23 protein-coding genes are annotated in these 24,117 nt (G+C 73.7%); 10 read left to right on the forward strand and 13 right to left on the reverse strand.

The window, feature by feature from the left end:
* Positions 1-23: 23 nt before the first annotated feature.
* Complete coding sequence (locus ANAEK_RS09270; protein WP_012525894.1) at positions 24-857, reverse strand: aldo/keto reductase; 834 nt, start codon at positions 855-857, stop codon at positions 24-26.
* 135 nt (positions 858-992) lie between these two features.
* Between ANAEK_RS09270 and ANAEK_RS09275 the strand changes: the two genes are divergently transcribed.
* Positions 993-1,844, forward strand: coding sequence for an NAD-dependent epimerase/dehydratase family protein (locus ANAEK_RS09275; RefSeq protein ID WP_012525895.1), 852 nt, complete (start codon positions 993-995; stop codon positions 1,842-1,844).
* 11 nt (positions 1,845-1,855) lie between these two features.
* On the opposite strand, the gene ANAEK_RS09280 is transcribed toward ANAEK_RS09275, so the two are convergent.
* Entirely contained in the window at positions 1,856-2,290 is a 435-nt protein-coding gene (locus ANAEK_RS09280) for an HIT family protein (RefSeq protein WP_012525896.1), read from the reverse strand.
* A gap of 256 nt (positions 2,291-2,546) precedes the next feature.
* Here ANAEK_RS09280 and ANAEK_RS09285 point away from each other — a divergent pair, with 256 nt between their 5' ends.
* The gene (locus ANAEK_RS09285; protein WP_012525897.1) at positions 2,547-2,783 is read left to right on the forward strand and encodes a hypothetical protein; all 237 of its coding nucleotides are present in this window, start codon (positions 2,547-2,549) and stop codon (positions 2,781-2,783) included.
* Positions 2,784-2,914: 131 nt separating this feature from the next.
* Positions 2,915-4,759, forward strand: coding sequence for a M2 family metallopeptidase (locus tag ANAEK_RS09290; protein ID WP_012525898.1), 1,845 nt, complete (start codon positions 2,915-2,917; stop codon positions 4,757-4,759).
* A gap of 99 nt (positions 4,760-4,858) precedes the next feature.
* On the opposite strand, the gene ANAEK_RS09295 is transcribed toward ANAEK_RS09290, so the two are convergent.
* The 7 genes from ANAEK_RS09295 to nhaR form a co-directional block, all read right to left on the reverse strand.
* A complete protein-coding gene (locus ANAEK_RS09295) occupies positions 4,859-5,065 on the reverse strand; it encodes a CsbD family protein (RefSeq protein ID WP_012525899.1) in 207 nt (68 codons plus the stop codon).
* Positions 5,066-5,123: 58 nt separating this feature from the next.
* Entirely contained in the window at positions 5,124-8,249 is a 3,126-nt protein-coding gene (locus tag ANAEK_RS09300; protein ID WP_012525900.1) for an efflux RND transporter permease subunit, read from the reverse strand.
* Complete coding sequence (locus ANAEK_RS09305) at positions 8,246-9,364, reverse strand: efflux RND transporter periplasmic adaptor subunit (RefSeq protein WP_012525901.1); 1,119 nt, start codon at positions 9,362-9,364, stop codon at positions 8,246-8,248. The genes ANAEK_RS09300 and ANAEK_RS09305 overlap by 4 nt, the downstream gene beginning before the upstream one ends.
* Positions 9,361-10,833, reverse strand: coding sequence for a TolC family protein (locus tag ANAEK_RS09310; protein WP_012525902.1), 1,473 nt, complete (start codon positions 10,831-10,833; stop codon positions 9,361-9,363). The genes ANAEK_RS09305 and ANAEK_RS09310 overlap by 4 nt, the downstream gene beginning before the upstream one ends.
* Positions 10,834-10,959: 126 nt before the next feature.
* Positions 10,960-11,223, reverse strand: coding sequence for a glutaredoxin 3 (gene grxC, locus ANAEK_RS09315; RefSeq protein WP_012525903.1), 264 nt, complete (start codon positions 11,221-11,223; stop codon positions 10,960-10,962).
* Positions 11,224-11,338: 115 nt separating this feature from the next.
* On the reverse strand, positions 11,339-12,238 hold the full coding sequence (locus ANAEK_RS09320) for a zinc metalloprotease HtpX (protein ID WP_012525904.1): 900 nt from the start codon (positions 12,236-12,238) through the stop codon (positions 11,339-11,341).
* A 154-nt stretch (positions 12,239-12,392) separates the two neighbouring features.
* On the reverse strand, positions 12,393-13,301 hold the full coding sequence (gene nhaR / locus ANAEK_RS09325; protein WP_012525905.1) for a transcriptional activator NhaR: 909 nt from the start codon (positions 13,299-13,301) through the stop codon (positions 12,393-12,395).
* 69 nt (positions 13,302-13,370) lie between these two features.
* Here nhaR and ANAEK_RS09330 point away from each other — a divergent pair, with 69 nt between their 5' ends.
* Complete coding sequence (locus tag ANAEK_RS09330; protein ID WP_012525906.1) at positions 13,371-14,333, forward strand: TerC family protein; 963 nt, start codon at positions 13,371-13,373, stop codon at positions 14,331-14,333.
* A gap of 23 nt (positions 14,334-14,356) precedes the next feature.
* On the opposite strand, the gene ANAEK_RS09335 is transcribed toward ANAEK_RS09330, so the two are convergent.
* The 4 genes from ANAEK_RS09335 to purU all read right to left on the reverse strand — a co-directional run bounded on the left by ANAEK_RS09335 (position 14,357) and on the right by purU (position 17,206).
* Positions 14,357-14,935, reverse strand: a complete 579-nt coding sequence (locus ANAEK_RS09335) for an alpha-ketoglutarate-dependent dioxygenase AlkB (protein WP_012525907.1) — start codon at positions 14,933-14,935, stop codon at positions 14,357-14,359.
* Positions 14,936-14,966: 31 nt separating this feature from the next.
* Positions 14,967-15,827 (reverse strand): oxygen-dependent coproporphyrinogen oxidase, encoded by an 861-nt coding sequence (hemF, locus tag ANAEK_RS09340; protein WP_049778444.1) that lies wholly within the window; start codon positions 15,825-15,827, stop codon positions 14,967-14,969.
* Positions 15,828-15,931: 104 nt separating this feature from the next.
* Complete coding sequence (locus tag ANAEK_RS09345) at positions 15,932-16,258, reverse strand: hypothetical protein (RefSeq protein ID WP_012525909.1); 327 nt, start codon at positions 16,256-16,258, stop codon at positions 15,932-15,934.
* A gap of 87 nt (positions 16,259-16,345) precedes the next feature.
* Positions 16,346-17,206, reverse strand: a complete 861-nt coding sequence (gene purU / locus ANAEK_RS09350) for a formyltetrahydrofolate deformylase (protein WP_012525910.1) — start codon at positions 17,204-17,206, stop codon at positions 16,346-16,348.
* Between the two features lie 264 nt (positions 17,207-17,470).
* Between purU and ANAEK_RS09355 the strand changes: the two genes are divergently transcribed.
* From ANAEK_RS09355 to nrfD, 6 genes are all read left to right on the forward strand, one after another.
* Positions 17,471-19,231, forward strand: a complete 1,761-nt coding sequence (locus ANAEK_RS09355; RefSeq protein WP_012525911.1) for an ATP-binding protein — start codon at positions 17,471-17,473, stop codon at positions 19,229-19,231.
* A gap of 71 nt (positions 19,232-19,302) precedes the next feature.
* The gene (locus tag ANAEK_RS09360; RefSeq protein WP_012525912.1) at positions 19,303-19,845 is read left to right on the forward strand and encodes an archaemetzincin family Zn-dependent metalloprotease; all 543 of its coding nucleotides are present in this window, start codon (positions 19,303-19,305) and stop codon (positions 19,843-19,845) included.
* Positions 19,845-21,239, forward strand: coding sequence for a sigma-54 dependent transcriptional regulator (locus ANAEK_RS09365; RefSeq protein ID WP_012525913.1), 1,395 nt, complete (start codon positions 19,845-19,847; stop codon positions 21,237-21,239). The genes ANAEK_RS09360 and ANAEK_RS09365 overlap by 1 nt, the downstream gene beginning before the upstream one ends.
* Before the next feature lie 448 nt (positions 21,240-21,687).
* Positions 21,688-21,906: a hypothetical protein gene (locus tag ANAEK_RS09370; RefSeq protein ID WP_011421060.1), complete on the forward strand. Its 219-nt coding sequence runs from the start codon at positions 21,688-21,690 to the stop codon at positions 21,904-21,906.
* A gap of 213 nt (positions 21,907-22,119) precedes the next feature.
* Complete coding sequence (locus ANAEK_RS09375) at positions 22,120-22,905, forward strand: 4Fe-4S dicluster domain-containing protein (protein ID WP_232288417.1); 786 nt, start codon at positions 22,120-22,122, stop codon at positions 22,903-22,905.
* Positions 22,898-24,109 (forward strand): NrfD/PsrC family molybdoenzyme membrane anchor subunit, encoded by a 1,212-nt coding sequence (gene nrfD / locus ANAEK_RS09380; protein WP_012525915.1) that lies wholly within the window; start codon positions 22,898-22,900, stop codon positions 24,107-24,109. Before ANAEK_RS09375 ends, nrfD begins: the two co-directional genes overlap by 8 nt.
* Positions 24,110-24,117 lie beyond the last annotated feature (8 nt).

Consider the following 24,117-nt stretch of genomic DNA (forward strand, 5'->3'; position numbering starts at 1 on the left):
CGGCCCGGCGCCGCGGAACGCGATCAGGGCGCGTCGGTGGGATCCCAGCTCGTCCGGTAGCCCTCGTCGAGCGCGTCGAGCGCGGCCAGGTCGGCGGGCGAGAGCGAGAACCCGAACACGTCGGCGTTCTCGCGGATGCGGTGCTCGTGCACCGACTTCGGGATGGTCACCAGGCCGTGCTCGATGCCCCAGCGGATGAGTACCTGCGCGGGCGTGCGCCCGACCCGGTGCGCGACCCGCTGCAGCACCGGGTTCTCCATCTTGTGCCCGCGCACCAGCGGGCCGTACGCCTCGACCTGGATGCCCTTCGCCTTGCAGTGGTCCACCAGCCCGCGCTGGACCAGGAACGGGTGCAGCTCGACCTGGTTCACCGAGGGCGGCTCGTTCGCCGACGCGAGCAGCTCGTCCAGGTGACGCACGGTGTAGTTCGACACGCCGATGGCCCGGGCCTTCCCGTCGGCGAGGATCCGCTCCATGGCGCGCCAGGTCTCGCCGCGCAGCTTCGGCACCGGCCAGTGGACGAGGTACAGGTCGAGCCGGTCGAGCCCGAGCCGCCGCAGGCTCTCGTCGCAGGCGCGCAGCGTCGAGTCGTAGCCGTGATCGGAGTTCCAGAGCTTGGTGGTGACGAAGACCTCGTCGCGCGGCACGCCGCTCTCGCGGATGGCCGCGCCCACGTCCTCCTCGTTGCGGTAGGCGCGGGCGGTGTCCACCAGCCGGTACCCCAGCCGCAGCGCCGCGAGCACGGCGTTGCGCGTCTCGTCCCCGGGCGGCGACTGCCACACGCCCAGGCCGAGGATCGGCATGCGCACGCCGCCGCGAAGCTCGACGGTCGATCGGATCGTCCAGGCGCCGGCCATGACGTCTCCTCACCCTCGCGGCGGAACGGCGAACCGAGGGTCGAGACGACATAATGACGCAGGCCGGGCCGCCGCGCACCGCCCGCGTTTCGCGGGCGCCGCGGGCGGTGGGATGATCCCCCGGAGAGGTGACGCATGCACGTGCTGGTGGCGGGGTGCGGCTGGCTGGGCTCGGCGATCGCGAGGCGGTTGCTGTTCGAGGGGCAGCGCGTCACCGGGATCCGTCGCGACCCGGCGCGGGCGGCGGCGCTGGCCTCGACCGGCATCGCGCCGCTCGCGCTGGACCTCGCCGCGCCGGGCGCCGAGGCGCGGCTACCGGCGGTGGACGCGGTGGTCGCCTGCCAGTCGGCGACCTCCGACACGACGGAGGCCTACCGCGCCGCGTACCTGGACGCGAACCGCGCGCTGCTCGCGCACGCCCGCCGCTGCGGCGCGCGGCTCGTCTACACCGGGTCCACCGGCGTCCTCGGGCAGAGCGACGGCCTCGACGTGGACGAGTCGAGCCCGCCCATGCCGCTCGGCCCGACGGCCGAGGTGCTGGCGGAGGCGGAGCGGGCGATCCAGGCGGCAGGCGCGGCGGGGCTGGGGGCGTGCGTGGTGCGCCTGTCCGGCCTGTACGGGCCCGGCCGGGCCGGCATCGTGGAGCGGGTGCGGAGCGGCCGGCTCGCGCTCGGGGCGGGCGAGCAGGCCTGGATGAACTTCTGCCACCTCGACGACGCGGTGTCGTTCGTGCTCGCCGCGATCGCGCGCGGCGCGCCGGGCGCGGTCTACCACGGGAGCGACGCGGCGCCGGCGCGCCGGCGCGAGGTGGTGCGCTGGATCGCGGACCGGATCGGCGTCGAGCCCGCCCGCGCCACGGTGGCGCCGCCGGGCCCGGACCGCCGCGTCCTCTCCGAGCGGACGCGCGCCGCGCTCGGCGTGACGCTCGCCTGCCCGAGCTTCCGGGAGGGGCTCATCCCGCTCGTGCCCGAGGTGCGGCGGGCCTGAGCGGGGCCGGCTCACAGCGCGGCGGCCACGGCGCGCGCCGCGGCGGCGAGCGCGTCCTCGCCCAGCATGTCCTCCGGCCGGCCCTCGAAGCAGCGGCGGCCGCGCAGGCGCTCCGGGGTGGCGGCGGTGCGCGGGACGAGGTGCAGGTGGAAGTGGCGGAGCGCGTCGCCGATCGCGAACGCGTAGACGTGCTCGGCGCCGAGCACGGCGCGCTGCGCGTTCATCACGCGCGCGGCGAGCGGCCCGAGCGCGGCGAGCTCGGCGGGCGCGAGGTCGTACCAGGCGCGCGCGTGGCGCTCGCTGGTGAGCACCAGCCAGCCGGGAATGGGCGACGCGTCGGCGAGCGCGTGCAGCGCGAAGCCGCCCTCGCGGCGCAGCAGCCCGCCGGGCACGCGGCCCCGGCCGAGGAGGAGCTCACAGGCGGTGCAGGGGTCGGCGATGGACATGGGGGCTCCGGTGCGGCGCGAGGCCGCTGGTCGCGCCCGGAGCGAATCCCTGACGGAGCGCGGCGGACCGGGCGGCGGTTGCAAGCGTCCGTCATAGCAGACCTCGATGGGCGAGGCGCCCGGGGTGCGACCCGGAGGGGGCTTCCCCCGCGTGTGGTCAAGGCTCACGTTCGGGCTCACACAACGCGCCGAAAGTGGGAATGGCGGCGGCGCTTGCCTGTTTCCGACCCGAGCAGCCACCCGGGAGACCTCCAGCGTGCACACCCAGCCCAATCCGACCCCGCTCGCGACGCTCATCCGCTCCGAGACCACGGTCTCCGGCCATCGGAACCTCTACTGCTTCCACTACGACGCGTGCCTGGACGTCGCGGTGAAGCTCGACTGGGACAGCTGGTCCTGCGAGAAGTGCCCGCTGTTCCGGGTGCAGGAGGAGCCGCGCGCGTTCGCGGGGAGCTTCGCGAACGACCGCCGCGGCGGCGGCCAGGCTCACTAGCCCGTCGCGGGGGCGGGCCGCGTCCCCCGCGGCGCGTCCCGCGCGGTCACGTCCGGCGCGCTCGCGTCTCAGGAACGGTCCGGTCCCGCCATGCTGGCGGGCCCGTCGACCCCGTCCTAGGATCCGCGCGCATGACGACACTCCCGGTCTTGCAGCTCGCAGCCGTCCTCCTCGCCGCGACGCCCTCGGCGCCGGCGGCGCCCCCGCAGCCCGCAGCCGCCGCGAAGCCCACCGCCGCCGACGCGAAGGCGTTCGTGGGCGAGGCGAACGCGGAGCTGAAGAAGCTCTGGATCCGCTGGTCCACCGCGGAGTGGATCAAGTCCACCTACATCACCGACGACACCGAGCGGAACGCCGCGGCCCTCAACGAGGACCAGATGGCGTACCTCACCGACGCGATCCGCGGCGCGGTCCGGTTCCAGGGCGTCGGCGCCGACCCCGACACCGAGCGCATGCTGATGCTGCTGCGCATCGCCTCGCCGCTCCCGGCGCCGAGCGACGCCGCGCAGCGCGCCGAGCTGGCGCAGCTCGCCGCGAAGCTCGAGGGCATGTACGGCAAGGGCAAGTGGTGCGGCGCGCCCGGCAGCGCGGCGCGCGGCGCCGAGAAGTGCCGCGACCTGCAGGACCTCGAGCAGGTGATGGCCAAGAGCCGCGACTACGACGCGCTGCTCGACGCCTGGACCGGCTGGCACACCATCTCGCGCGACATGCGCCCGCTCTACGAGCGGATGGTGACCATCTCCAACGCGGGCGCGCGCGAGATCGGCTTCCGCGACCTCGGCGACCTGTGGCGCAGCGGCTACGACATGCCGCCCGACGCGTTCGAGGCCGACACCGACCGGCTCTGGGCGCAGGTGAAGCCGTTCTACGAGGAGCTGCACTGCTACGTCCGCAGCAAGCTGCAGAAGGCCTACGGCAAGGCGCGCGTGCCGGACGGCAAGCCCATCCCGGCGCACCTGCTCGGCAACATGTGGGCGCAGGACTGGGCCAACCTCTACCCGCTGGTCGAGCCGTACCACGGGCAGCCCTCGCTCGACGTGGACGCGGCGCTGCGCCGGCAGAAGACCGATCCCATCAAGATGGTGAAGCTGGGCGAAGCGTTCTTCACCTCGCTGGGCTTCGAGCCGCTCCCGAAGACGTTCTGGGAGCGCTCGCAGTTCACGAAGCCGCGCGACCGCGACGTGGTGTGCCACGCCAGCGCCTGGGACGTGACCTACTCCGCCGACCTGCGCATCAAGATGTGCATCCGGCCGACCGAGGAGGACCTCGTCACCATCCACCACGAACTGGGCCACAACTTCTACCAGCGCGCCTACGTGCACCTGCCGGTGCTGTTCCAGAACGGCGCGAACGACGGCTTCCACGAGGCCATCGGCGACGCGATCGCGCTGTCCATCACCCCCGGGTACCTGAAGCAGGTCGGCCTGATCCAGACCGTGCCGAAGGACGAGAAGGGCGTGGTGAACGTGCAGATGAAGCGCGCGCTCGAGAAGGTCGCGTTCCTGCCGTTCGGCAAGCTCATCGACCAGTGGCGCTGGGACGTGTTCTCCGGCAAGACGCCGGCGTCGCGCTACAACGCGGCCTGGTGGGAGCTGCGCCGCAAGTACCAGGGCGTGGACGCGCCGGTCTCGCGCACCGAGGCGGACTTCGATCCGGGCGCGAAGTACCACGTGCCCGCGAACGTGCCGTACACGCGCTACTTCCTCGCGCACGTGTACCAGTTCCAGTTCCACAAGGCGCTGTGCGAGGCGGCCGGCTGGAAGGGCCCGCTGCACGAGTGCTCGATCTACGGCTCGAAGGCGGCCGGCAAGAAGCTGGACGCGATGCTGGCCATGGGCGCGTCGAAGCCGTGGCCCGAGGCCTACGCCGCGCTGACCGGCTCGCGCCAGGCGGACGCGTCCGCCATGCTCGAGTACTTCGCGCCGCTGCGCGCCTGGCTCCGGAAGCAGATCGCCGGCCAGTCCTGCGGCTGGTAGGCGGGCCGCGGCCGCGCTGCGGCCGGGCGGCTTGCGAAGGAAAGCGCGCCCCGGCGACCGAGCGGTCGCCGGGGCGCGTCGTCATCGACCGTCGCCTGCTCAGCGGTCCAGGTCGCGGTCCGGGTCGCTCCGCCGCGAGCGCTCGGCGTCTTCCTTCAGATCGCCCACGCCCTTGCGGATCTTCCCCCCCTGCTCCTCCACCCAGCCCTCGGCCTGCTTGGACGGGTTCTCGGTCGCCCCGCCGATCCGCTTCTTCGCGTTGCCCTTCAGCTCGTCGAGCTTGCCCTTGATCTGGTCGCGGTTCACGTGTGCCTCCCTCCGCGGGAAGCCTGGGCACCGCCGCGCGCCGCGGCCAGGCGGGGGGTCAGCCCTGCGGCGCGGCCGCCGAGCGCTCCGGCGCGCCCGCACCCGACGAGCCGCCGCGGCGGCGCAGGTTCCGGAGCCGCTCCATCGCCACGTAGAAGACCGGCGTCACGAACAGCGTGAGCAGCTGCGAGAACACGAGGCCGCCCACCACCGCGAGGCCGAGCGGCCGGCGCGACTCGGCCCCGGCCCCGAAGCCGAGCGCGATGGGCAGCGTGCCCATGAGCGCGGCCATGGTGGTCATCATGATGGGGCGGAAGCGGACCAGGCACGCCTCGCGGATGGCCTCCGCCGGCGTGCGCCCGCCGCGCTGCGCCTCCACCGCGAAGTCCACCATCATGATGCCGTTCTTCTTCACCAGGCCGACCAGCATGACGATGCCGACGAACGCGTAGAGCGACAGCTCCACCCGGAACAGGAGCAGCGTCACGAGCGCGCCCAGGCCGGCGAACGGGAGGGCGGTGAGGATGGTGAACGGGTGGGCGAAGCTCTCGTACAGGATGCCGAGCACCACGTAGATGACCAGCACCGCCATGACGAGCAGCAGGCCCAGGCCGGACAGGGAGGACTGGAACGCCTGCGCCGTGCCCTGGAAGCGCGTGGCGACGGTGGCCGGCAGCATGCGGTCCGCCTCGGCCTGCACCGCGCTCACCGCCTGGCCCAGCGACGCGCCCTCGCGGAGGTTGAACGCCAGCGTCACCGAGGGGAGCTGCCCGGAGTGGTTCACGGTGAGCGGCCCGACGCCGCGCTCCAGCCGTGCCACCGTGTCGAGCGGGACCGCGGCGCCGCTGGCGGAGCGCACCCGCAGGAGCGCCAGCGCCGCGGGCTCGAGCCGGAACGAGGGCCCGAGCGTGAGGATCACCTGGTACTGGTCCTCCGGCGCGAAGATGGTCGAGACCTGCCGGTCGCCGTAGGCGGTGTAGAGCGCGTCCTCGATCGCGTCCGGCGTCACCCCGAGCGCCGCGGCGCGATCGCGGTCGATCTGGACCGTGACGCGCGGCGACGCGAGCCGCAGGTCGCTGGTGACGTCCTGGAGCAGCGGCATGGCGCGCAGCCGCTCCTCCAGCGCCTGCGCGTGCCGGTACAGCCCCTCGGTGTCGGCGTCCTGCAGCGTGAACTGGTACTGGGCGCGGCTCTGCTGGCCGCCGATGTTGATGGGCGGCGGGTTCACCAGGAAGACGCGCAGCGCCGGGTACCGGGCCAGCTCTGCGCGGAGCCGGGCGAGCAGCTCGTCCGCGCTCGCCTCGCGGTCGTGCCGGTTGCGCAGCCGCAGGAACATGTTGCCCTGCGTGACGCCGGCGGTGCCGCGCCCGCCGACGCTGGACATGAACATCTCCACCTCCGGGTGCGTCGCGACCACCTGCGCCGCGCCGCGCTGCGCCCGGACCATGTAGTCCCAGCTCGCGCCCTCCGGCCCCTCGGTGATCACCTGCAGCCGGCCGGTGTCCTCGCTCGGCAGGAAGCCCTTCTGCACCGCCGCGAACAGCGGGACCATCGCCACGAGCACCACCACCGAGCCGGCCAGCACGGCGCGCGGGTGCGCCAGCGACCAGACCAGGCCGCGGTCGTAGATCCGCAGGCTCGCCTCGAAGGCGCGCTCGGTCGCGGCGTACAGCCGGCCGTGGTGGGCCTCCTTGCCGGGCCGCAGGAAGCGGCTGCACAGCATGGGCGTGAGCGTCAGCGACACGAACCCGGAGACCAGGATGGCCGCGCCGATGGTGACCGCGAACTCGTGGAACAGCCGGCCCACGATCCCGCCCATGAACAGCACCGGCAGGAACACCGCCGCGAGCGAGATCGTCATCGACACGATGGTGAACGCGATCTCCTTCGAGCCGTTCAGGGCGGCCTCGAACGGCCGCTCGCCCATCTCCATGTGCCGGACCACGTTCTCGAGCATCACGATGGCGTCGTCCACCACGAAGCCGACCGCGAGCGTGAGCGCCATGAGCGACAGGTTGTCGAGCGAGTACCCGAGCTGGAACATGAGCGCGAACGTGCCGATGAGCGACACCGGCAGCGCCAGGCTCGGGATCACCGTCGCGGGCAGGTTGCGCAGGAAGACGAAGATGACGAGGACCACCAGCGCGAGCGTGAGCAGCAGCGTGAACTTCACGTCGGTGACCGACTCCTCGATGGTCTCGGAGCGGTCGTAGAGCAGCTCGAGCTGGGCGGCGCCGGGGAGCTGGGCGCGCAGGGTGGGGAGGAGCTGCCGGACCGCCTGCGCCACCGCCACGGTGTTCGTGCCGGGCTGGCGCTGCACCGCGAGCACGATGGCGCGCTGCTCGCGCCCGTCCTTCCACAGCCACGCGGCGGCGAGCTCGTTCTCCACGCCGGCGCGCGCCCGGCCCACGTCGGCCACGCGCACCGGCGCGCCGTTCCGGAACGCGAGCACCACGTCGGCGAAGTCCCTGGCGCGCATCAGCCCGCCGGTCGCCTCCACCGTGAACGCGCGCGCGCCGCCCTGCACCAGGCCGGCCGGCAGGTTGGGGTTCGCGGCCGCGATGGCGGCGGTGGCCTCGTCGAGCCCGATGCCGCGCGCCGCCAGCGCCTGCGGGTCCAGCTCGATGCGGACCGCGTACTTCTGCGGCCCGTACACCAGCACCTGCGCGACCCCGGCGATGGTGGCGACCCGCTGCGCGACGACGTCCTGCGCGAAGCGGTTCAGGTCGGAGAGCGGCAGGGTGGGGGAGGTGAGCGAGAAGTAGACGATGGGCGCGTCGGCCGGGTTCACCTTCCGCAGGGTGGGCGGGCTGGGCATGTTCTGCGGGAGCTGCCTGCCCGCCGCCGAGATGGCGGACTGCACGTCCTGCGCGGCCGCGTCGATGTTGCGGTCGAGGTCGAACTCCAGCGTGATCTGCGTCGTCCCCAGGCCCGAGGAGGAGTTCATCGCGGCCAGGCCGGCGATGGTGGAGAACTGCCGCTCCAGCGGCGTCGCCACCGAGGAGGCCATGGTCTCCGGGCTGGCGCCGGGCAGCGACGCCGAGACGGAGATGGTGGGGAAGTCGACGTTGGGGAGGTCGGAGACCGGCAGCTTCTGGTAGGCGACCAGGCCGAACGCGATGAAGCTCGCCATGACGAGCGTCGTCATGACCGGCCGGCGGATGAACGGCTCGGAGAGGTTCATGTGCCCGGCGCCTTCCGCCCGTCCTCGCGCGGCCCCTGCACCTCCACCGGCGCGCCCGGCCGCAGCTTCAGCTGGCCCTCGATCACCACCCGCTCGCCGGGAGCGATCCCCTTCGAGAGCACCGCCTCGGCGTCGCCCGCCTGCTCCACCGTCACCCCGCGCAGCTCGGCCTTCCCGTCCGCGCCGACCACGTAGGCGTAATCGCCCTGCTGCCCCTGCGCGACCGCGGCGGCCGGCACCACCACCGCGCCGCGCCGCTCGCCGATCCGGAGCGCGACGTCCACCACCTGCCCGGGCCAGAGCGCCTCGTCCTCGTTGGCGAGGCGCGCCTTGAGCAGGATGGTGCCGGTGCCGGCGTCCACCGCGTTGTCCACGAAGTCGAGCACGCCCGCGAGCTCGGGCCCGTCGCCCGCGCGCACGCGCACCGCCGGCGGGTGGGCGCGCCAGCCCTGCAGCGCCGGGAGGTGGCGCTCCGGGATGGAGAAGGCGGCGTACACCGGCTTCACCTGCTCGATGGTGAGCAGCGGGGTCTGCGCCGACGCGGCGACGAGGTTGCCGGCGTGCACGAGCAGGCGGCCGGTGCGGCCCGCCGCCGGCGCGCGGACGGTGCAGTAGGAGAGGTCGAGCGCGGCCCGCTCCACCTGCGCGCGGTCGCCCGCCACCGCCGCCGCGGCGGCCGTCGCCGCCGCCGCCGCCTGCTCGGCCTGCTGCTGCGTGACGTACTCCTTCTTCACCAGCTCGGCGAACCGGCGCGCGTCGTCGCGGGCGCTCGCGGCGCGCGCCTCGTCCTGCGCGAGGCGGGCGCGCGCCTCGTCCAGCGCGGCGCGGTACGGGCGCGGGTCGAGCTCGAGCAGCACGTCGCCCCGGCGCACCGCCTGGCCCTCGGTGAAGCGCACCGCGACGATGGGGCCCGACACCTGCGCGCGCACCGCCACCGACTGGTTCGCCACGATGCGCCCGACGGCGCGGACCTCCACCGGCACGTCGCGCCGCTCCGCCACGGCGGTGCGAACCGCCACCGGGCGCGGGCCCTTCGGCCCGGCGTCGCCCCGCCCGCAGGCGGCGGCGAGCGCGACGAGGGTGAGCGCGAGCGGCGTGGCGCGGGGGGCGGTCATGGGTTCCCTTCTGGCGCGGGCGGCGGCGCGGCGGCGGCCTGGGCGGGCGGCGCGAGGCGGCCGGTGGCGCGGGCGAGCTGGGCCAGCGCCACCAGGTAGTCGGCGCGGGCGCGCACCTCCTCGGCCCGGGCGCCCTCCAGCGCGGCCTGCGCGGTGAGGAGATCGAGGATGGAGCCGACGCCCTCGCGGTACCGCCCGGCGGCGACGTCGCTCGAGGCCTGGGCCGAGGTGAGCAGGTCGCGCGCGGTCTCGACGCGGAGGCCGGCGGTGCGGAACGCCTGGTAGCCGGTCCAGACCTGGAGGGCCACCGCCTGCGCGGTCGCGGCGGCGCGCGCCTCGGCGGCGTCGGCGGCGGCGCGGGCGGCGAGCGCGTCGTACGCCGGCCGGAGGAGCCCCTCGAGCAGCGGGATGCGCAGCGAGAGCCCCACCGTCCAGGCGGTGGAGGGCGGCACGCCGGACGGATCGAGGTACCAGGAGCGGTTGGCGGTCGCGCCGAGCGAGAGCACCGGGAGCCAGGCGCGCTCGGCGGCCCGCGCGCCGGCGGCGGCCGCACCGGCCTGGGCGCGCGCGCGGGCCAGGTCGGGGCTCCGCTGCGCCGCCTCGTCCAGCAGCGCCTCGACCGCCGGGGCGGTCTCCGGGACGCGGACGTCGGCGGGCAGCGCGCCGAGGTCGAGCGTGGCGGTGGGCGGGAGCCCCGCGAGCGTGGCGAGCGCGCCGCCGACGGTGAGCGCCTGGCCCTCGAGCTGCTGCAGCCGCAGGCGCGCCTGCGAGCGCGCGGTGCGGGCCTGCAGGACGTCCGCGACGGTGGCCACCCCGGCGCCGCGCCGTCCCTCGGCGGCGGCGAGGCTCTCCTCGGCCTGCTTCACCGCCGCGGCCTCCGCCTCGACCAGCGCGCGGCTGCCCAGGTACTGGTAGGCGGTCTCCTGGACGCGCAGCACCAGGTCGGCGACCGCCGCGTGCTCGGCGAGCCGCGACGCGAGGAGGAGCTGGTCGGCCTGGTCCACCCGCGCCGCGCGCGCGCCCAGGTCGAGCAGGATCCAGGTGAGCTCGCCGGACGGCCCGGCGGTGGTGGCGGTGGTGCCGGCGCGCGTCAGCGTCCGCGCGGTCTCGGCGCGCTGGAGGCCGGCGCCGACCGACACCGAGGGCAGGTAGGCGGTGCGCTCGCCGCCGGCGGCCGCCGCGGCGGCGCGCGCGTCGTGCCAGGCGGCGCGGGTGGCGGGGTCCACCTCCAGCGCGCGGGCGACCAGCTCCGGGATCGAGCGCGGCGCGGCGGGCGCGGGGGAGGGCGGCGACGGGGCCGGCGCGGCGGGCGCGCGCGCCGGCGCGGGCTCGGCCGCGGCCCGGCGCGCCACGTCCGGCGGCGGCGCGGTGCGTCCGTCCACGAAGCCCGACGGCGCCAGCGTGGCGCAGCCGCTCGCGGGCAGGAGCAGCGCGAGGACGGCGGCGGTGCGGGCGCGGGCGGCGGCCATGCTCTGCCCTATTTGAAGGACGCCGGCCCGCGCGTCAACGGCGGAGTGGCCCGGCGCGCGCGGGATTTCCGGAAGGAAGTCGCGCGCGCGCGACCCATCCGCCCGCATCCCACCCTGCGCGACGCGTCACTCGCCGCGGAGGATCGGATCGAGCTCGCCGCGCTGCTCGAGCGCGTCGAGGTCGGAGAACCCGCCCAGCGAGCGCTCCCCGGCGAAGATCTGCGGGACGGTGAGCTGCCCGCTCTTCTCGGCCAGCCAGGTGCGCAGCTCGTCCTTGCCCTCGACGGAGATCTCCTCGAACGCGACGCCCTTCTTCTCGAGGAGCCGCTTGGCGCGGACGCAGTACGGGCAGTTCTGCTTGGTGTAGACGGTGATGGTGGGTGCGCTCATGACCTCTCCTAGATAACGCGGCGCCCGGTCCCCGCCCAGCAGGACCGGGCGCCGCCCCCGCGGCGGCCGGCGCGGTCCGTGTTCCGCGCCGGCTTCCGATGGAGGAATCCTTCGATCAGCCGCGCACCATCCGCGAGCGCGGGCCGTACCCGTCGGCGCCGCCGGCCACGCGCGCCAGCTCGCGGAGCCGCCGGATGCGCTCCTCGGCGGGCGGGTGCGTCGAGAACAGCCGGGCCAAGCCGCCCATCACGGCGCCGGCGCCGAACGGGTTGACGATGAACAGGCTGGCGGTGGCGGGCGCGCCCGCCGCGGCCGGGACCACCTCGGCGCCGCGCTGCAGCTTCTCGAGCGCGCTCGCCAGCGCGAGCGGGTCGCCGCTGATGCGCGCCCCGGTCTCGTCGGCGAGGTACTCGCGCGAGCGCGAGATGCCGAGCTGGACCAGCGTGCCGGCGATGGGCGCGACGAGCATCATGAGCAGCCCGCCGCCCCCGCCCTCCTCGTCGTCGCGGCCGCCGCCGAGCAGGCTCGAGAACATGAGCATGTTGGCGAGGTTCGAGATGGCCGCCGCCATGCCGGCCGCCACGCTCGCCACCAGGATGTCCCGGTTCGCCACGTGCGCGAGCTCGTGCGCGATCACGCCGCGCAGCTCGCGCTCGTCGAGCAGGTCGACGATGCCCCGCGTCACCGCCACCACCGCGTGCTGCGGGTTGCGCCCGGTCGCGAACGCGTTCGCGTGCGGCTCGTCGATGAGGAACAGCCGCGGCGGGGGGATGCCGGCCCGGCCCGACAGCTCGCGGACGATCTCGTGCAGCCGCGGCGCCTCCCCGGGCGCCAGCTCGCGGGCGCGGTGCATGCGCAGCACGAGCTTGTCCGAGAAGAAGTAGGCGCCGAGGTTCATGAGCACCGCGAGCGCGGTGAACAGCCAGAACGGCCCCGGTCCCAGGCTGGCGCCGAACGCGACCAGCAGCGCCGAGAGCGTGCCGAGGAGCAGGATGGTCTTCAGCTGGTTCTTCAAGGTGTGGCCTCCGCCGCGCGACGGTGCGCGCGCAGGGAGAACCTAGTCCCTGGCCTGACGCAGACAAATAGAAAATGTTGGCGCGAGCCTGCGAGAAAACCGGGGTCCGGCCGCCGGCCGCCCTGGCGCGGGAGGGGACGGCGCTCACGTGCCCTCAGGCCTGCGGCGCGCCGAAGATCGCGTCGCGCGCCGCCTCGGCCAGGGTGACCACCGCCGGGTGGCGCAGGCGGCGCTCCACGGTGATGGCGTGGTAGGCCTCGCGCACGTCCTCGGCCCGCCCGATCACGCCCACCTCGAGCTGCGAGCGGATGTCGTCCTCCAGCACGCGCGGGGCGGCGAACACGCCCAGCCCGCGCGCGCCGAACGCCTGCATGAGCGCGCTGTCGTCGAACTCGCCCGCGACCACCGGGCGCACGCCGGTGCGCTCGAGCCAGGTGTCGAGCCCGCGCCGGAGCGCGGTGCCCTCCGACGGCAGGAGCATGGGCGCGGCCTGGAGCGACCGCGGGAAGCCCTTCCTGAGGTGCGCGAGCGGCCGCGCCGCCAGGAACGAGGTCCCGCAGTCGCCGAGCCGGTGGCTGAACGCCTTCACCTTCACGTCCTCCGGCGCGGGGACGTCGGCGATGACGACGTCGAGCTCGTGCAGCGCCAGCGCCGCGAGCAGCTGCGGCAGCGGGCCCTCGCGGCAGACCAGCGTCAGGTCCGGGTGCGCGTCCACCGCCGGCTGCAGCAGCAGCGCGGCCATGCGCTTCGGGATCACGTCGGCCACGCCGACCACCAGGCGAAGCCGCTGGCCGGTGGGGAGGCCCTTCACCGCCCGCTGCAGCTCGCGCCCGGTCCGGAAGATGTCGTCCGCGTAGCGGAGCACGGTCCGTCCCACGTCGGTGAGGACGAGCCGCCGCCCCTGCCGCTCCAGGAGCTTCACCCCGAGGTTCGCCTCCAGCGTCTTGAGCTGGTTCGAGATGGTGGGCTGCGCGAGCCGCAGCTCCTCGCTGGCGCGCGCGATGCTGCCGGCGCGGGCCACCGTCCAGAAGTAGAAGAGGTGATGGTAGTTGAGCCATTCCATGGAGAAAATCTAACCCGGATCCAGAATTCCCCGGCGCGAACCCGCCGGAAGGTCTAAAAAGGCCGCCTCATGCACCCTCCCGCCCTCGCGCTCGAGACCGTCGGAAACCCCTGGCTCTGGCTCGGCTTCCTGGTCCTGGTGCTGGTCCTGCTGGCGCTCGACCTGGGCGTGTTCCACCGGCGCGACGAGGTGATCCGCGCGCGCGAGGCGCTGGGCTGGACCGCGGTGTGGGCGTCGCTGGCGGCGGCGTTCGCCGGGTTCGTGTGGTGGCGCTTCGGGGCGAACAAGGCCATCGAGTTCGTCACCGGCTACCTCATCGAGCAGTCGCTCTCGGTGGACAACCTGTTCGTCTTCGTGCTCGTGTTCGCGTCGTTCGCGATCCCGCCGAAGCTGCAGCACCGCGTGCTGTTCTGGGGCATCACCACCGCGTTCTTCCTGCGCCTGGTGATGATCGTGGGCGGCACCGCGCTGCTCTCGCGCTTCCACTGGCTCATCTACGTGTTCGGCGGCTTCCTGGTGGTGACCGGGATCCGCATCTTCTTCCACGAGGAGCAGGAGCACCACCCGGAGAAGAGCGTCGCGTTCCGCGTGCTGCGCCGGCTGGTCCCGTCCACCAGCCGCATGGAGGGGCACCACTTCTTCCTGGTGGAGGACGGCCGGCGGGTGGCGACGCCGCTGTTCCTGGCGCTCTGCATGATCGAGATCTCCGACGTCGTGTTCGCGCTCGACTCGGTCCCGGCGATCTTCGGCATCACGCTCGACCCGTTCATCGTCTTCACCTCGAACATCTTCGCCATCATGGGCCTGCGCTCGCTCTACTTCGCGGTGGCGCAGCTGCTGCGGCGCTTCGAGTACCTGAAGGCGGGCCTCGCGCTGGTGCTCGTGTTCATCGGGCTGAAGATGGTCGCGTCGAGCTGGGTGCACGTGAACGCGTTCGCGTCGCTCGGGGTGGTGGTGACGCTGCTCGGCGGCGCGATGGCGTACTCGCTGTGGCGCACGCGCCGCGAGGCGACCGGGTCGCCGGAGGCGTAGCGACCTCCCGCGGCGGCGCGCCGTCACCGCGCCGGGGGCGCGTCGCGCAGCGTCCGGAACGTCACCGACCAGCGCTCGGCCGGCACCGGCGGGATGGCGTGCTGCCAGCTCCAGCGCGCCGCGCCGGCCAGCAGGTAGGCCGAGCCGGGCTCGAGCAGCACCTCGAGCGCGCGGCCGCCCGGCCCGCCCTCGCGCATCCGGAAGCGCGCGGGGCCGCCGAGCGACACGCCCACCACCTTCCCGAACGCCGGCGCGTCGCGGTGCCAGCCGATCCCGGCGCCGGGCGGGTAGCGGGTCACCAGCGCCTCGGCGAGCGCAGCGGGCTCCACGCCGGCCAGCGCCGCCGCGCGCCGGCGCAGCGGCTCGAGCGCCGCCGGAAACGGCGGCCCGGGCTCCACCGCGCGGGCGTCATACGCGTAGGCGCGGCCGAAGTGGGCCACCCGCCGCCGCGCCGTCACCCCGTGCATCCGGACCTCGCCGAGCTCCAGGCCGGCGAGCGCGCCCAGGAGCGCCTGCTGCTCCTGCGCGGGGAGCAGCGCGCGCCACAGCCGCATGCCCGGCGGCAGCGCGGGGACGGGCGAGGGGACCAGCTCGAGCTGCATGCCGGTGGGTTAACGCGCCCGGCCGCGCCGCTCACGCCCAGTCGCGCGGCGCGCGCAGCACGTCGAGGAGCGCCGCCTCGCGGCTGCCGGGCGCCGGCCGGTGGTCGTAGACCCAGCGCACCCGCGGCGGCAGCGACATCAGGATCGACTCGGTCCGGCCGGAGGTCTCCAGCCCGAACACGGTGCCGCGGTCCCAGACCAGGTTGAACTCCACGTAGCGCCCGCGCCGGATCTCCTGCCACCGCCGCTCCGCCTCGCCGAACGGGGCCGCCCGGCGGCGCTCCAGGATGGGCAGGTACGCCCGCAGGAACGCCCGGCCCATCTCGCCCGCGAACGCCAGCTCGCGCTCCAGGTCGTCCCCGGCGTCCTCGTAGAAGATCCCGCCCACGCCGCGGTGCTCGCCCCGGTGCCGCAGGTAGAAGTACGCGTCGGCGGCGCGCTTGTGGCGGGCGTAGCTGCCGGGCGCGTGGCGCTCGCACGCGTCGCGCAGCACGGCGTGGAAGTGCCTGCAGTCCTCCTCGAAGAGGTAGTACGGGGTGAGGTCGGCGCCGCCGCCGAACCAGGCGCCCCCGCCGCGGCTCAGCAGCCGCACGTTCATGTGCGCGGTGGGCGCCATGGGGCTGGCCGGGTGGACCACCACCGACAGGCCCACCGCGGTGAACGCCCCGCCCTCGCCCTGCACCTTGCGCGCGAGCGCGTCGGGCAGCTCCCCGTGCACCTCCGACACGTTCACGCCCGCCTTCTCCAGCACCGCGCCGTCCTGGAGCACGCGGCTCTCGCCGCCGCCGCCCCCGGGGCGCTCCCAGGGATCCGCGGCGAAGCGGGCGGCGCCGTCGGCGCGCTCCAGCGCGGCGCAGATCTCCTCCTGCAGCGCGCGGACGGTCTCGGCCATGCCCGCGCGCAGGCGGGCGAGCAGCTCGGGGGACGCGGGCGTGGGCACGGCGGAACCCTTGCCGCCGGCGCGGCGCCTCCGCACCTCCCGCGCGGGGCCGCGGCTCAGGCGCTCGCGGCGGTCGCGCGCCGCGAGGAGTGCATGGTGCCGGGCACGAGCGCGGTGAGGAACATCGCGAGCGCCACCGCCACGTCGTTCCACCGGGCCGTGGAGGACGGCTCCCCGAGGAGCAGCGCCCCCGCGAGCAGCCAGGCGGAGAGGGCGACGCCGGCCAGGCGCACGCGCGGCCGCCACATGGCCCAGAGGGCCCCGGCGCACGCGAGCAGGCCCACCGCCGACGCGTTCGCGAACGAGGCGGGCGCCCGCCTCCACAGGAACGCGGAGAAGAACAGCCACAGGCCGAGCATCAGCGTGAGCGTCCGGGCCGCCATGGCGCACCTCCCTCGCCGGAAGGTGTGGCCGGCCGCGGCCCGGGGCACGCGCCGCGCGCTGCGGCCGGGCGGGCGCCCCGCCGCGCGTCAGCTGAACACGACGGTCTTGTTGCCGTTCACGATGACGCGGTCCTCGCAGTGCCAGCGCACCGCGCGGGCCAGCACCCGCCGCTCCAGGTCGCGCCCGAGCCGCTTCAGGTCGTCCACCGCGTCGCGGTGCGAGACCCGGCCCACGTCCTGGTCGATGATGGGCCCGGCGTCGAGCTCGGCGGTGACGTAGTGGGCGGTGGCGCCGACGATCTTCACCCCGCGGTCGTACGCCTGCCGGTACGGGTCGGCGCCCACGAACGCGGGGAGGAAGGAGTGGTGGATGTTGATGATGCGGTTCGGCCAGCGCGCCACCAGCTCCGGCGAGACGATCTGCATGTAGCGCGCGAGCACCACGAGGTCGGCCTTGCCCTCGAGCAGCTCCAGCATGCGCGCCTCGGCCTGCGCGCGGGTGTCGCGGCTGTTGGGCACGTGGACGAACGGGACGCCGAACGACTCCACCGACTCGCGCAGGTCGGGGTGGTTGGAGATCACCGTGGAGACGTCCGCGTGCAGGTCGCCGCGATCCCAGTTCCAGAGCAGCTCCAGGAGCGCGTGGTCGTGCTTCGAGACCAGGATCGCGACCTTCTTGCGCTGCGAGGAGAGGGTGAGCCGCCACTCCATGCCGAACGGCCTGGCGACGTCGAGGGCGAACGCGCGCTCCAGGTCCTCCACCGGGAGGTCCAGCCGGTCGGTCTGGAACTCGAGGCGGGTGAAGTAGGCGCCGCCGTTGTCCACCGAGGTGTGCTGGTCGAAGTCGAGGATGTTCGCGCCGTGGCGGTAGAGGAAGCTGGAGATGGCCGCCACGATGCCGGGGCGGTCGGGGCACTGGACGAGGAGGATGGCGCGGGGCTGGGTCACGGGACCCGACAGGGTAGACGGAGGCGTGCCCGGGATCAAATCCCCTGCGCGCCCCGGCGCACCCGCGGCCGGGGGCGGCGCGCCGCGGCCGCCGGCGAGGGCGCGGGCGCCGGGGTGCGGCAGGAGCGCGCAGGATGCGTCAATTCGCGCGCAATTTCGGGCCGCCGACGATTGCGTCGGGGCGACGAAAAATTGAACAATCGTTGACGGACCGCAAGGCACCCGGCCTTCCTGCGGCGGTACGGGTGAGCGGCCGAGCACGCCGTGAGCGCATCGCCAGGAACCTCGCCCGGGATCTCCCCGGCCCCCGAGCCGCCCCCGCCGGCGGAGCCCGCGGCGCGCACCCCGGAGCCGGACCGCACGCCGGAGGAGGACCGCGCGCTCCAGCGCCTCGCCAGGGCCATCGCGCCCGCGTCGCTCGGCGCGCTCGGCCTGGAGATCCCCTGGCAGCAGCGGCTCTCCACCAAGCTGTTCGCCATGATCGGCGCGGTGGCGCTCGCCACCGTGGGCCTGTTCTTCCTGGCGGAGATCGCGGTGCAGCGCCACCTGCTCGGCCAGGTGGTGCAGGAGTCCGACCTCCTCAGCCAGACCGTCCGCAACGCGCTCCACCGCGCCATGCTCCAGGACCGCCGCGGCGACGCCTACCTCATCATGCAGGACGTGGCGCGGCAGGGCGGCATCGAGCGCGTCCGCATGATGGACGCGAACGGGCGCGTCACCTTCTCCACCGTGCCGGAGGAGGTGGGCCGGATGGTGGACCGCGACGCGGAGGCCTGCTCCGGCTGCCACGCGGCCGGCCAGCCGCTGCGCAAGCTCGAGCTGGAGGACCGGAGCCGGGTCTTCCGCGCGGGCGACCACCGCGTGCTGGGGATCATGACCCCGGTCTACAACGAGGCGTCCTGCTCGACCGGCGCCTGCCACGCGCACCCGGCCACGAAGGAGGTCCTGGGCGTCATCGACCTGGACGTCTCGCTGGCGCGCCTCGACGCGCAGACCTACACGTTCCGCTGGCGGACGCTGGCGGCCGCCGCGCTCGCCTCGGGCCTGCTCGGGCTGTTCGCCTGGCTGTTCACGCGCCACCACCTGATGCGGCCGGTGGCCGCGCTGGTGCAGGCCACCCGGCGGGTGGCGCGCGAGCAGCTGGAGCTCGAGGTGCCGGTCACCTGGAGCGGCGAGCTGGGCCTGCTGGCCGCCTCCTTCAACGACATGACGCGCTCGCTGCGCTCGGCGCGCCGCGACCTCGACGCGCTCATGTCGAGCCTCGAGCAGCAGGTGCAGGAGCGGACCGCCGCGCTCCGGGCCGCGCAGGACCAGCTGGTCCGCTCGGAGAAGCTCTCCTCGCTGGGCAAGCTGTCCGCGTCCATCGCGCACGAGATCAACAACCCGCTCGCGGGGATCCTCACCTTCGCGAAGCTCATCGTCCGCACGCTGGACCAGGGCGTGCCCGACGACGCGACGCGCAAGACGCTCGTGAAGCACCTGCTCCTCGTCCAGCGCGAGACCGAGCGGTGCAGCGCCATCGTGCGCAACCTGCTCGACTTCGCGCGCGAGCGGCCGCTCACGCTCAAGGACGTGGACCTGGACGCGGTGGTCGAGGAGGGCCTCCAGCTCCTCTCCAACCAGATCAACATCCAGAACGTGACGCTGGAGAAGCGGCTCGTGCCGCTGCCGCCGGTGGAGGGCGACTTCGGGCAGCTCCGGCAGGCGTGCGTGAACGTGATCATGAACGCCTGCGAGGCGATGGCGCGCGGCGGGAAGCTGACGGTCGAGTCGTCGGCGTCGGCGTCGGCGGGCGGCGGCTGGGTGGAGATCGCGTTCACCGACACCGGCCCGGGCATCCCGCCCGACCACCTGTCCAAGATCTTCGACCCGTTCTTCACCACCAAGGAGCGCGGCACCGGGCTCGGGCTGTCGGTGGTGTACGGCATCGTCGAGCGGCACCACGGGAAGATCGAGATCCAGAGCGAGGTGGGGAAGGGGACGCGCATCGCCATCCGGCTGCCGCCCCGGGGGGCGGCGGCGTGATGCGCGGCGGCGGGCGGGCCAGGGCGGGTTCCGGGGGTGCGCGTCGGCGGCGCGCCCAGGGCATCGAATGAATGGACCCGATCTTCATCTGGTGGATCGGCGAGGCGGCGCCCGACCGGGCGCTGCTGGACCACGCCGCGCTGCACCTGGCCCGCGCCTTCGGGCGGCCGGTGCAGGAGTGGACCTCGCCGGAGCGCCCGCGCCACGCCTACGACCCGAAGCGCAAGCAGCACCTCTCCGGCGCGATCCTGAAGTGGCTGCTGGAGGCGGGGCCGGGCGCCGGGAAGGTGCTCGGGGTGACCGACCGCGACCTGTTCATCCCCATCCTCACCTACGTGTTCGGGGAGGGGCAGCTCGGGGGCGGCGCGGCGGTCGTCTCCACCGCGCGGCTGCTGGAGGACGTCGAGCTGATCGGGCCGCAGCTGCTGCTGGAGCGGCTCGCCAAGGAGGCGGTGCACGAGGTCGGGCACGCGTTCGGCCTGCTGCACTGCGCGACGCCGGTGTGCGTGATGGCGCGCTCGTCGGGCGTCCGCAACGTGGACGAGAAGATGCCGGAGCTCTGCTCCGAGTGCCGACGCAGGCTCGAGGAGCTGCAGGCCGGAGGTCCCAGGTGATGTCCAACGAGAGAACGCGCATCCTGGTGGTGGACGACGAGGAGATCGTCCGCGAGTCGCTGGGCGGCTGGCTCGAGAAGGACGGCTACTCCGTCCACGTGGCGGCGGACGGGTTCGCCGCGGTCGAGAAGCTCAAGGCGGAGCGCTGGTCGATCCTCATCGTCGACCTGAAGATGCCGGGGATGGACGGCCTGCAGGTGCTGGAGGAGGCGAAGAAGCTCCAGCCCGAGCTGGCCGTCGTGATCATGACCGCCTACGCCACGGTGGACACCGCGGTCGCGGCCATGAAGCTGGGCGCCTACGACTACCTCGTGAAGCCGTTCGATCCCGAGGAGCTGTCGCTGATGATGCAGAAGATCGTCTCCCAGCAGACGCTGGTGCGGGAGAACGCGGTCCTGCGCCAGGCGCTGAAGCGCGAGTACAAGTTCCGCGACCTGCTCTCGAAGAGCCCGGCCATGCAGTCGGTGTTCGAGCTGGCGCGCACCGCGGCCCGCTCCAACTCCACCATCCTGGTGCTGGGCGAGTCCGGCAGCGGCAAGGAGGTCCTGGCGCGCGCCATCCACCAGGAGAGCCCGCGGGCGGAGGGGCCGTTCGTGGCGGTCTCCTGCGCGGCGCTCACCGAGAGCCTGCTCGAGTCCGAGCTGTTCGGGCACGAGAAGGGCGCGTTCACCGGCGCGATCGCCCGCCGCAAGGGCAAGTTCGAGGCCGCCCACGGCGGCACGCTGTTCCTCGACGAGGTGGGCGACATCGGGCCCAAGCTGCAGCTCGACCTGCTGCGGGTGCTGGAGGAGCGGCGCTTCCACCGCATCGGCGGAAACGAGAGCGTCGACGTGGACGTCCGGATCATCGCCGCCACGAACCGCGACCTGAAGCGCGCGGTGGCGGAGGGGAAGTTCCGCGAGGACCTGTTCTACCGGCTCAACGTCATCCCCATCCTCATCCCCCCGCTGCGGGACCGGCGGGAGGACGTCCCGCTCCTGGTGGAGAGCTTCGTGGAGCGGCTGTCGGTGGAGATGAAGAAGCGCATCGACGGCGTCTCCTCCGAGGCGATGAGCGCGCTCATGGCGCACGACTGGCCCGGCAACGTGCGCGAGCTCCGGAACATCCTGGAGCGGGGCGCGGTGGTCTGCACCGGGCCGGTGATCCAGATCGCCGACCTGGGCCTCCCCGGGAAGCCGGAGGCCGCGCCGCGGCCCGGCACGCTCGCCTCGCTGGAGGAGGTGGAGCGGCGCCACGTCTCGGCGGTCCTGGCGCACACCGGCGGCAACGTGAGCCAGTCGGCGCGCATCCTCGGCATCGACCGGGTCACCCTCTACAACAAGATGCGCAAGTGGGGGCTGCGCCGGGACGGCGAGGACGAGCCGTCCCGCGACGGCGAGACCGGCGCGCGCTGACCGGCGCGCCGCCCCCGCGCCCCCGCGCGCACGCGCCACCCCCGCCGCCGGCTCGCCGGACCGCCCGCGCCGCCGCGCACGGCGGCGCGGCGCCGCATCCGCGCACGGTGAAGTCACGGTGAGTGAAGCGCCCGCGCGCTCCTGCCGCGCCCCCGCGCCCGCCGCGCACCGGCTGCGACCGGCTGCCACGTCGAGTTCCTCCGCACCGTCGAGGTTCTCTCCACCGGGGCCGCCGGCGCCGCAAGCCCGCGTGATCACGAGCGGTCGCACCCCGTCCCGGTCGAGGGGCGCTGAGGAACTCGACAGCCCGGGGGTCCGCGCCGCGCGCCGGTGCACGCCGCACCGCGAGCGTAACCCACCGTGAACACGCCGCTCTTCGCGCGCGCGCGCCGCCGCGCCCCGGCTGGCGCGCGCCTTGCCATAGGGATCCGCGGGAGGACGGCGACAGATGACCTGCCCGTACTTGAAAGAGGTCTCGATGGTGTTCTGCCGGGCCTACCCGGTGAAGAAGCTCGTGCCGATCGACCGGGTCACCACGGCGAGCACCTGCGAAGGCGAGGCATTCAAGACCTGCCCGCTCTTCCGCGAGGCGCTCGAGCGTGCGGAACGGTCGGCCGACGCGGACTCCCATCCCTCACCCGCAGGGCCCAAAGGAGCGACGCCATGATGTTCGCATTCGTCGTGATGGTGGTCGGAGTTGCGGTGCTCGGGACCATGAACCTCGTCGCGGCACACAGCTAGCCGCACCCGCGCGGAGACAACCATGAAGATCGGACGCAGAGGGTTCTTCAAGATCGCGGCAGTGACGGCGGGGGCCGCTGGCGCGTCGGCGGCGACGGCCGCCGCAGCGGCGCACGGGGCGGCGGAGGACGGGCCAGGCGTGCTCGTCGACACGACCCTCTGCGTCGGCTGCCGCGCGTGCGAGGCGGCGTGCGCCGAGGCCAACCACCTCGCGCCGCCGCCCGAGGACGCGAACGTCTTCGACCAGAAGCGCGACATGCACGAGCAGGCCTTCACGGTGGTGAACCGCACCGAGAAGGCCCCCGGCATCGAGCGCTTCGCGAAGAAGCAGTGCATGCACTGCCTGGCGCCGGGCTGCGCCTCGGCGTGCCCGGTCAAGGCGATGTCCAAGTCGCCCGAGGGGCCGGTGGTCTACAACCCGAACCGCTGCATGGGCTGCCGGTACTGCATGATCGCGTGCCCGTTCGACGTGCCGAAGTACGAGTACGGCTCGAACGCGCCGCGCGTGCGCAAGTGCACCTTCTGCGCGGAGCGGCAGGCGAAGGGCCTCAAGCCGGCGTGCACCGAGGTGTGCCCCTCGGGCGCGCTGACCTTCGGGAAGCGCAGCGAGCTCCTCGAGGCCGCCAAGACCCGCATCTACACCAACCCCGGCCGCTACGTGCACCACGTGTACGGCGAGCACGAGGCCGGCGGGACGAGCTGGCTGTACATCACCGACGTGGACATGGAGCAGCTCGCGTTCCGGACCGACGTCCCCGAGCGGCCCATCCCGGACCTCGCCTCCGGCGCGCTGTCGGTGCCGCCGTTCGTGATGACGCTCTGGCCGCCGCTGCTGATGGGCATCTACGCGTTCTCCAACCGGCGCGAGGAGATCAAGAACGCCGAGTCGGAGTCGTCGAACGGGAAGGAGGAGCACCATGGCTAACGCCACCGCGGTCGCCCAGCACTCGTTCGTCCGCGAGAAGATCCTGCTCGGGATGAGCTTGAAGGAGTACCTCCGCGCCCAGCTCACGCCGACGAACGCCGTCGCGACGTTCATCCTCATCATCGGCGTGCCGCTGCTCGTCTACCGCTTCGCGGCGGGCCTGGGCGCCACCACGAACCTGTCGCAGTCGGCGCCGTGGGGCCTCTGGATCGGCTTCGACATGATGACCGGCATCGTGCTCGCCGCCGGCGGCTTCACCATCGGCTCGGCGGTGCAGCTGTTCGGGCTGAAGGACTACCACGGCATCGAGCGGCCCGCGATCCTCACCGCCTTCCTCGGCTACGTGATGGCGGTCATCGGCCTGCTCGCCGACCTGGGCCGCCCCTGGAACATCATCATGGCGCTCTTCAACTTCGGGACCGCCTCGGTGCTGTTCGAGGTCGCGTGGTGCGTCATGTGCTACACGACCGTCCTGCTGCTCGAGTTCACCGTGCCGATGTTCGAGTGGCTCGGCTGGAAGCGCATCCACTCGGTGATGAAGAAGACGCTCATCGCCCTCACGGTGCTCTCGGTCATCTTCTCGACCATGCACCAGTCGGCGCTCGGCTCGCTCTTCCTGCTCGCGCCGACCAAGCTCCACCCGCTCTGGTACACGCCCTACATCTTCGTGTTCTTCTTCGTCAGCGCGATCATCGCCGGCCTCAACATGGTGATCTTCGAGAGCGCGCTCTCGCACCGGATCTTCCAGAGCCGGGCCGACCACCACGTCGACGTCGACAAGCTGACCATCGGCCTCGGGAAGGCGGCGGCGGTGGTGATGTTCGCCTACTTCTTCCTGAAGCTGCAGAGCGTGGTGGACGGGCACAGCTGGGGCTACCTGGCCACCGGCTACGGCGCCTGGTGGCTGGTCGAGGTCGTCGGCTTCGTGCTGCTGCCCTCGCTGGTGTTCGCCTACGGCGCGCGCAACCGCAAGGTGAAGCTCATCCGGGCGGCCTCGGTGGTCGGCGTCCTCGGGGTGGTGCTGAACCGCCTCAACATCTCGGTCATCGCGTTCAACTGGAACCGGGTCGACCGGTACGTGCCGAGCTGGATGGAGATCTGGGTGTCCATCACCCTCGTCACCATCGGCGTGCTGGCCTACCGCTGGATCGTCAACCGCATGCCCATCCTGCGTGGGGACCCGGCGTTCCCCGCTGAGCACTGAAAGGAGGA

The organism is Anaeromyxobacter sp. K (genome assembly GCF_000020805.1).
GTDB classification, from domain to species: domain Bacteria; phylum Myxococcota; class Myxococcia; order Myxococcales; family Anaeromyxobacteraceae; genus Anaeromyxobacter; species Anaeromyxobacter dehalogenans.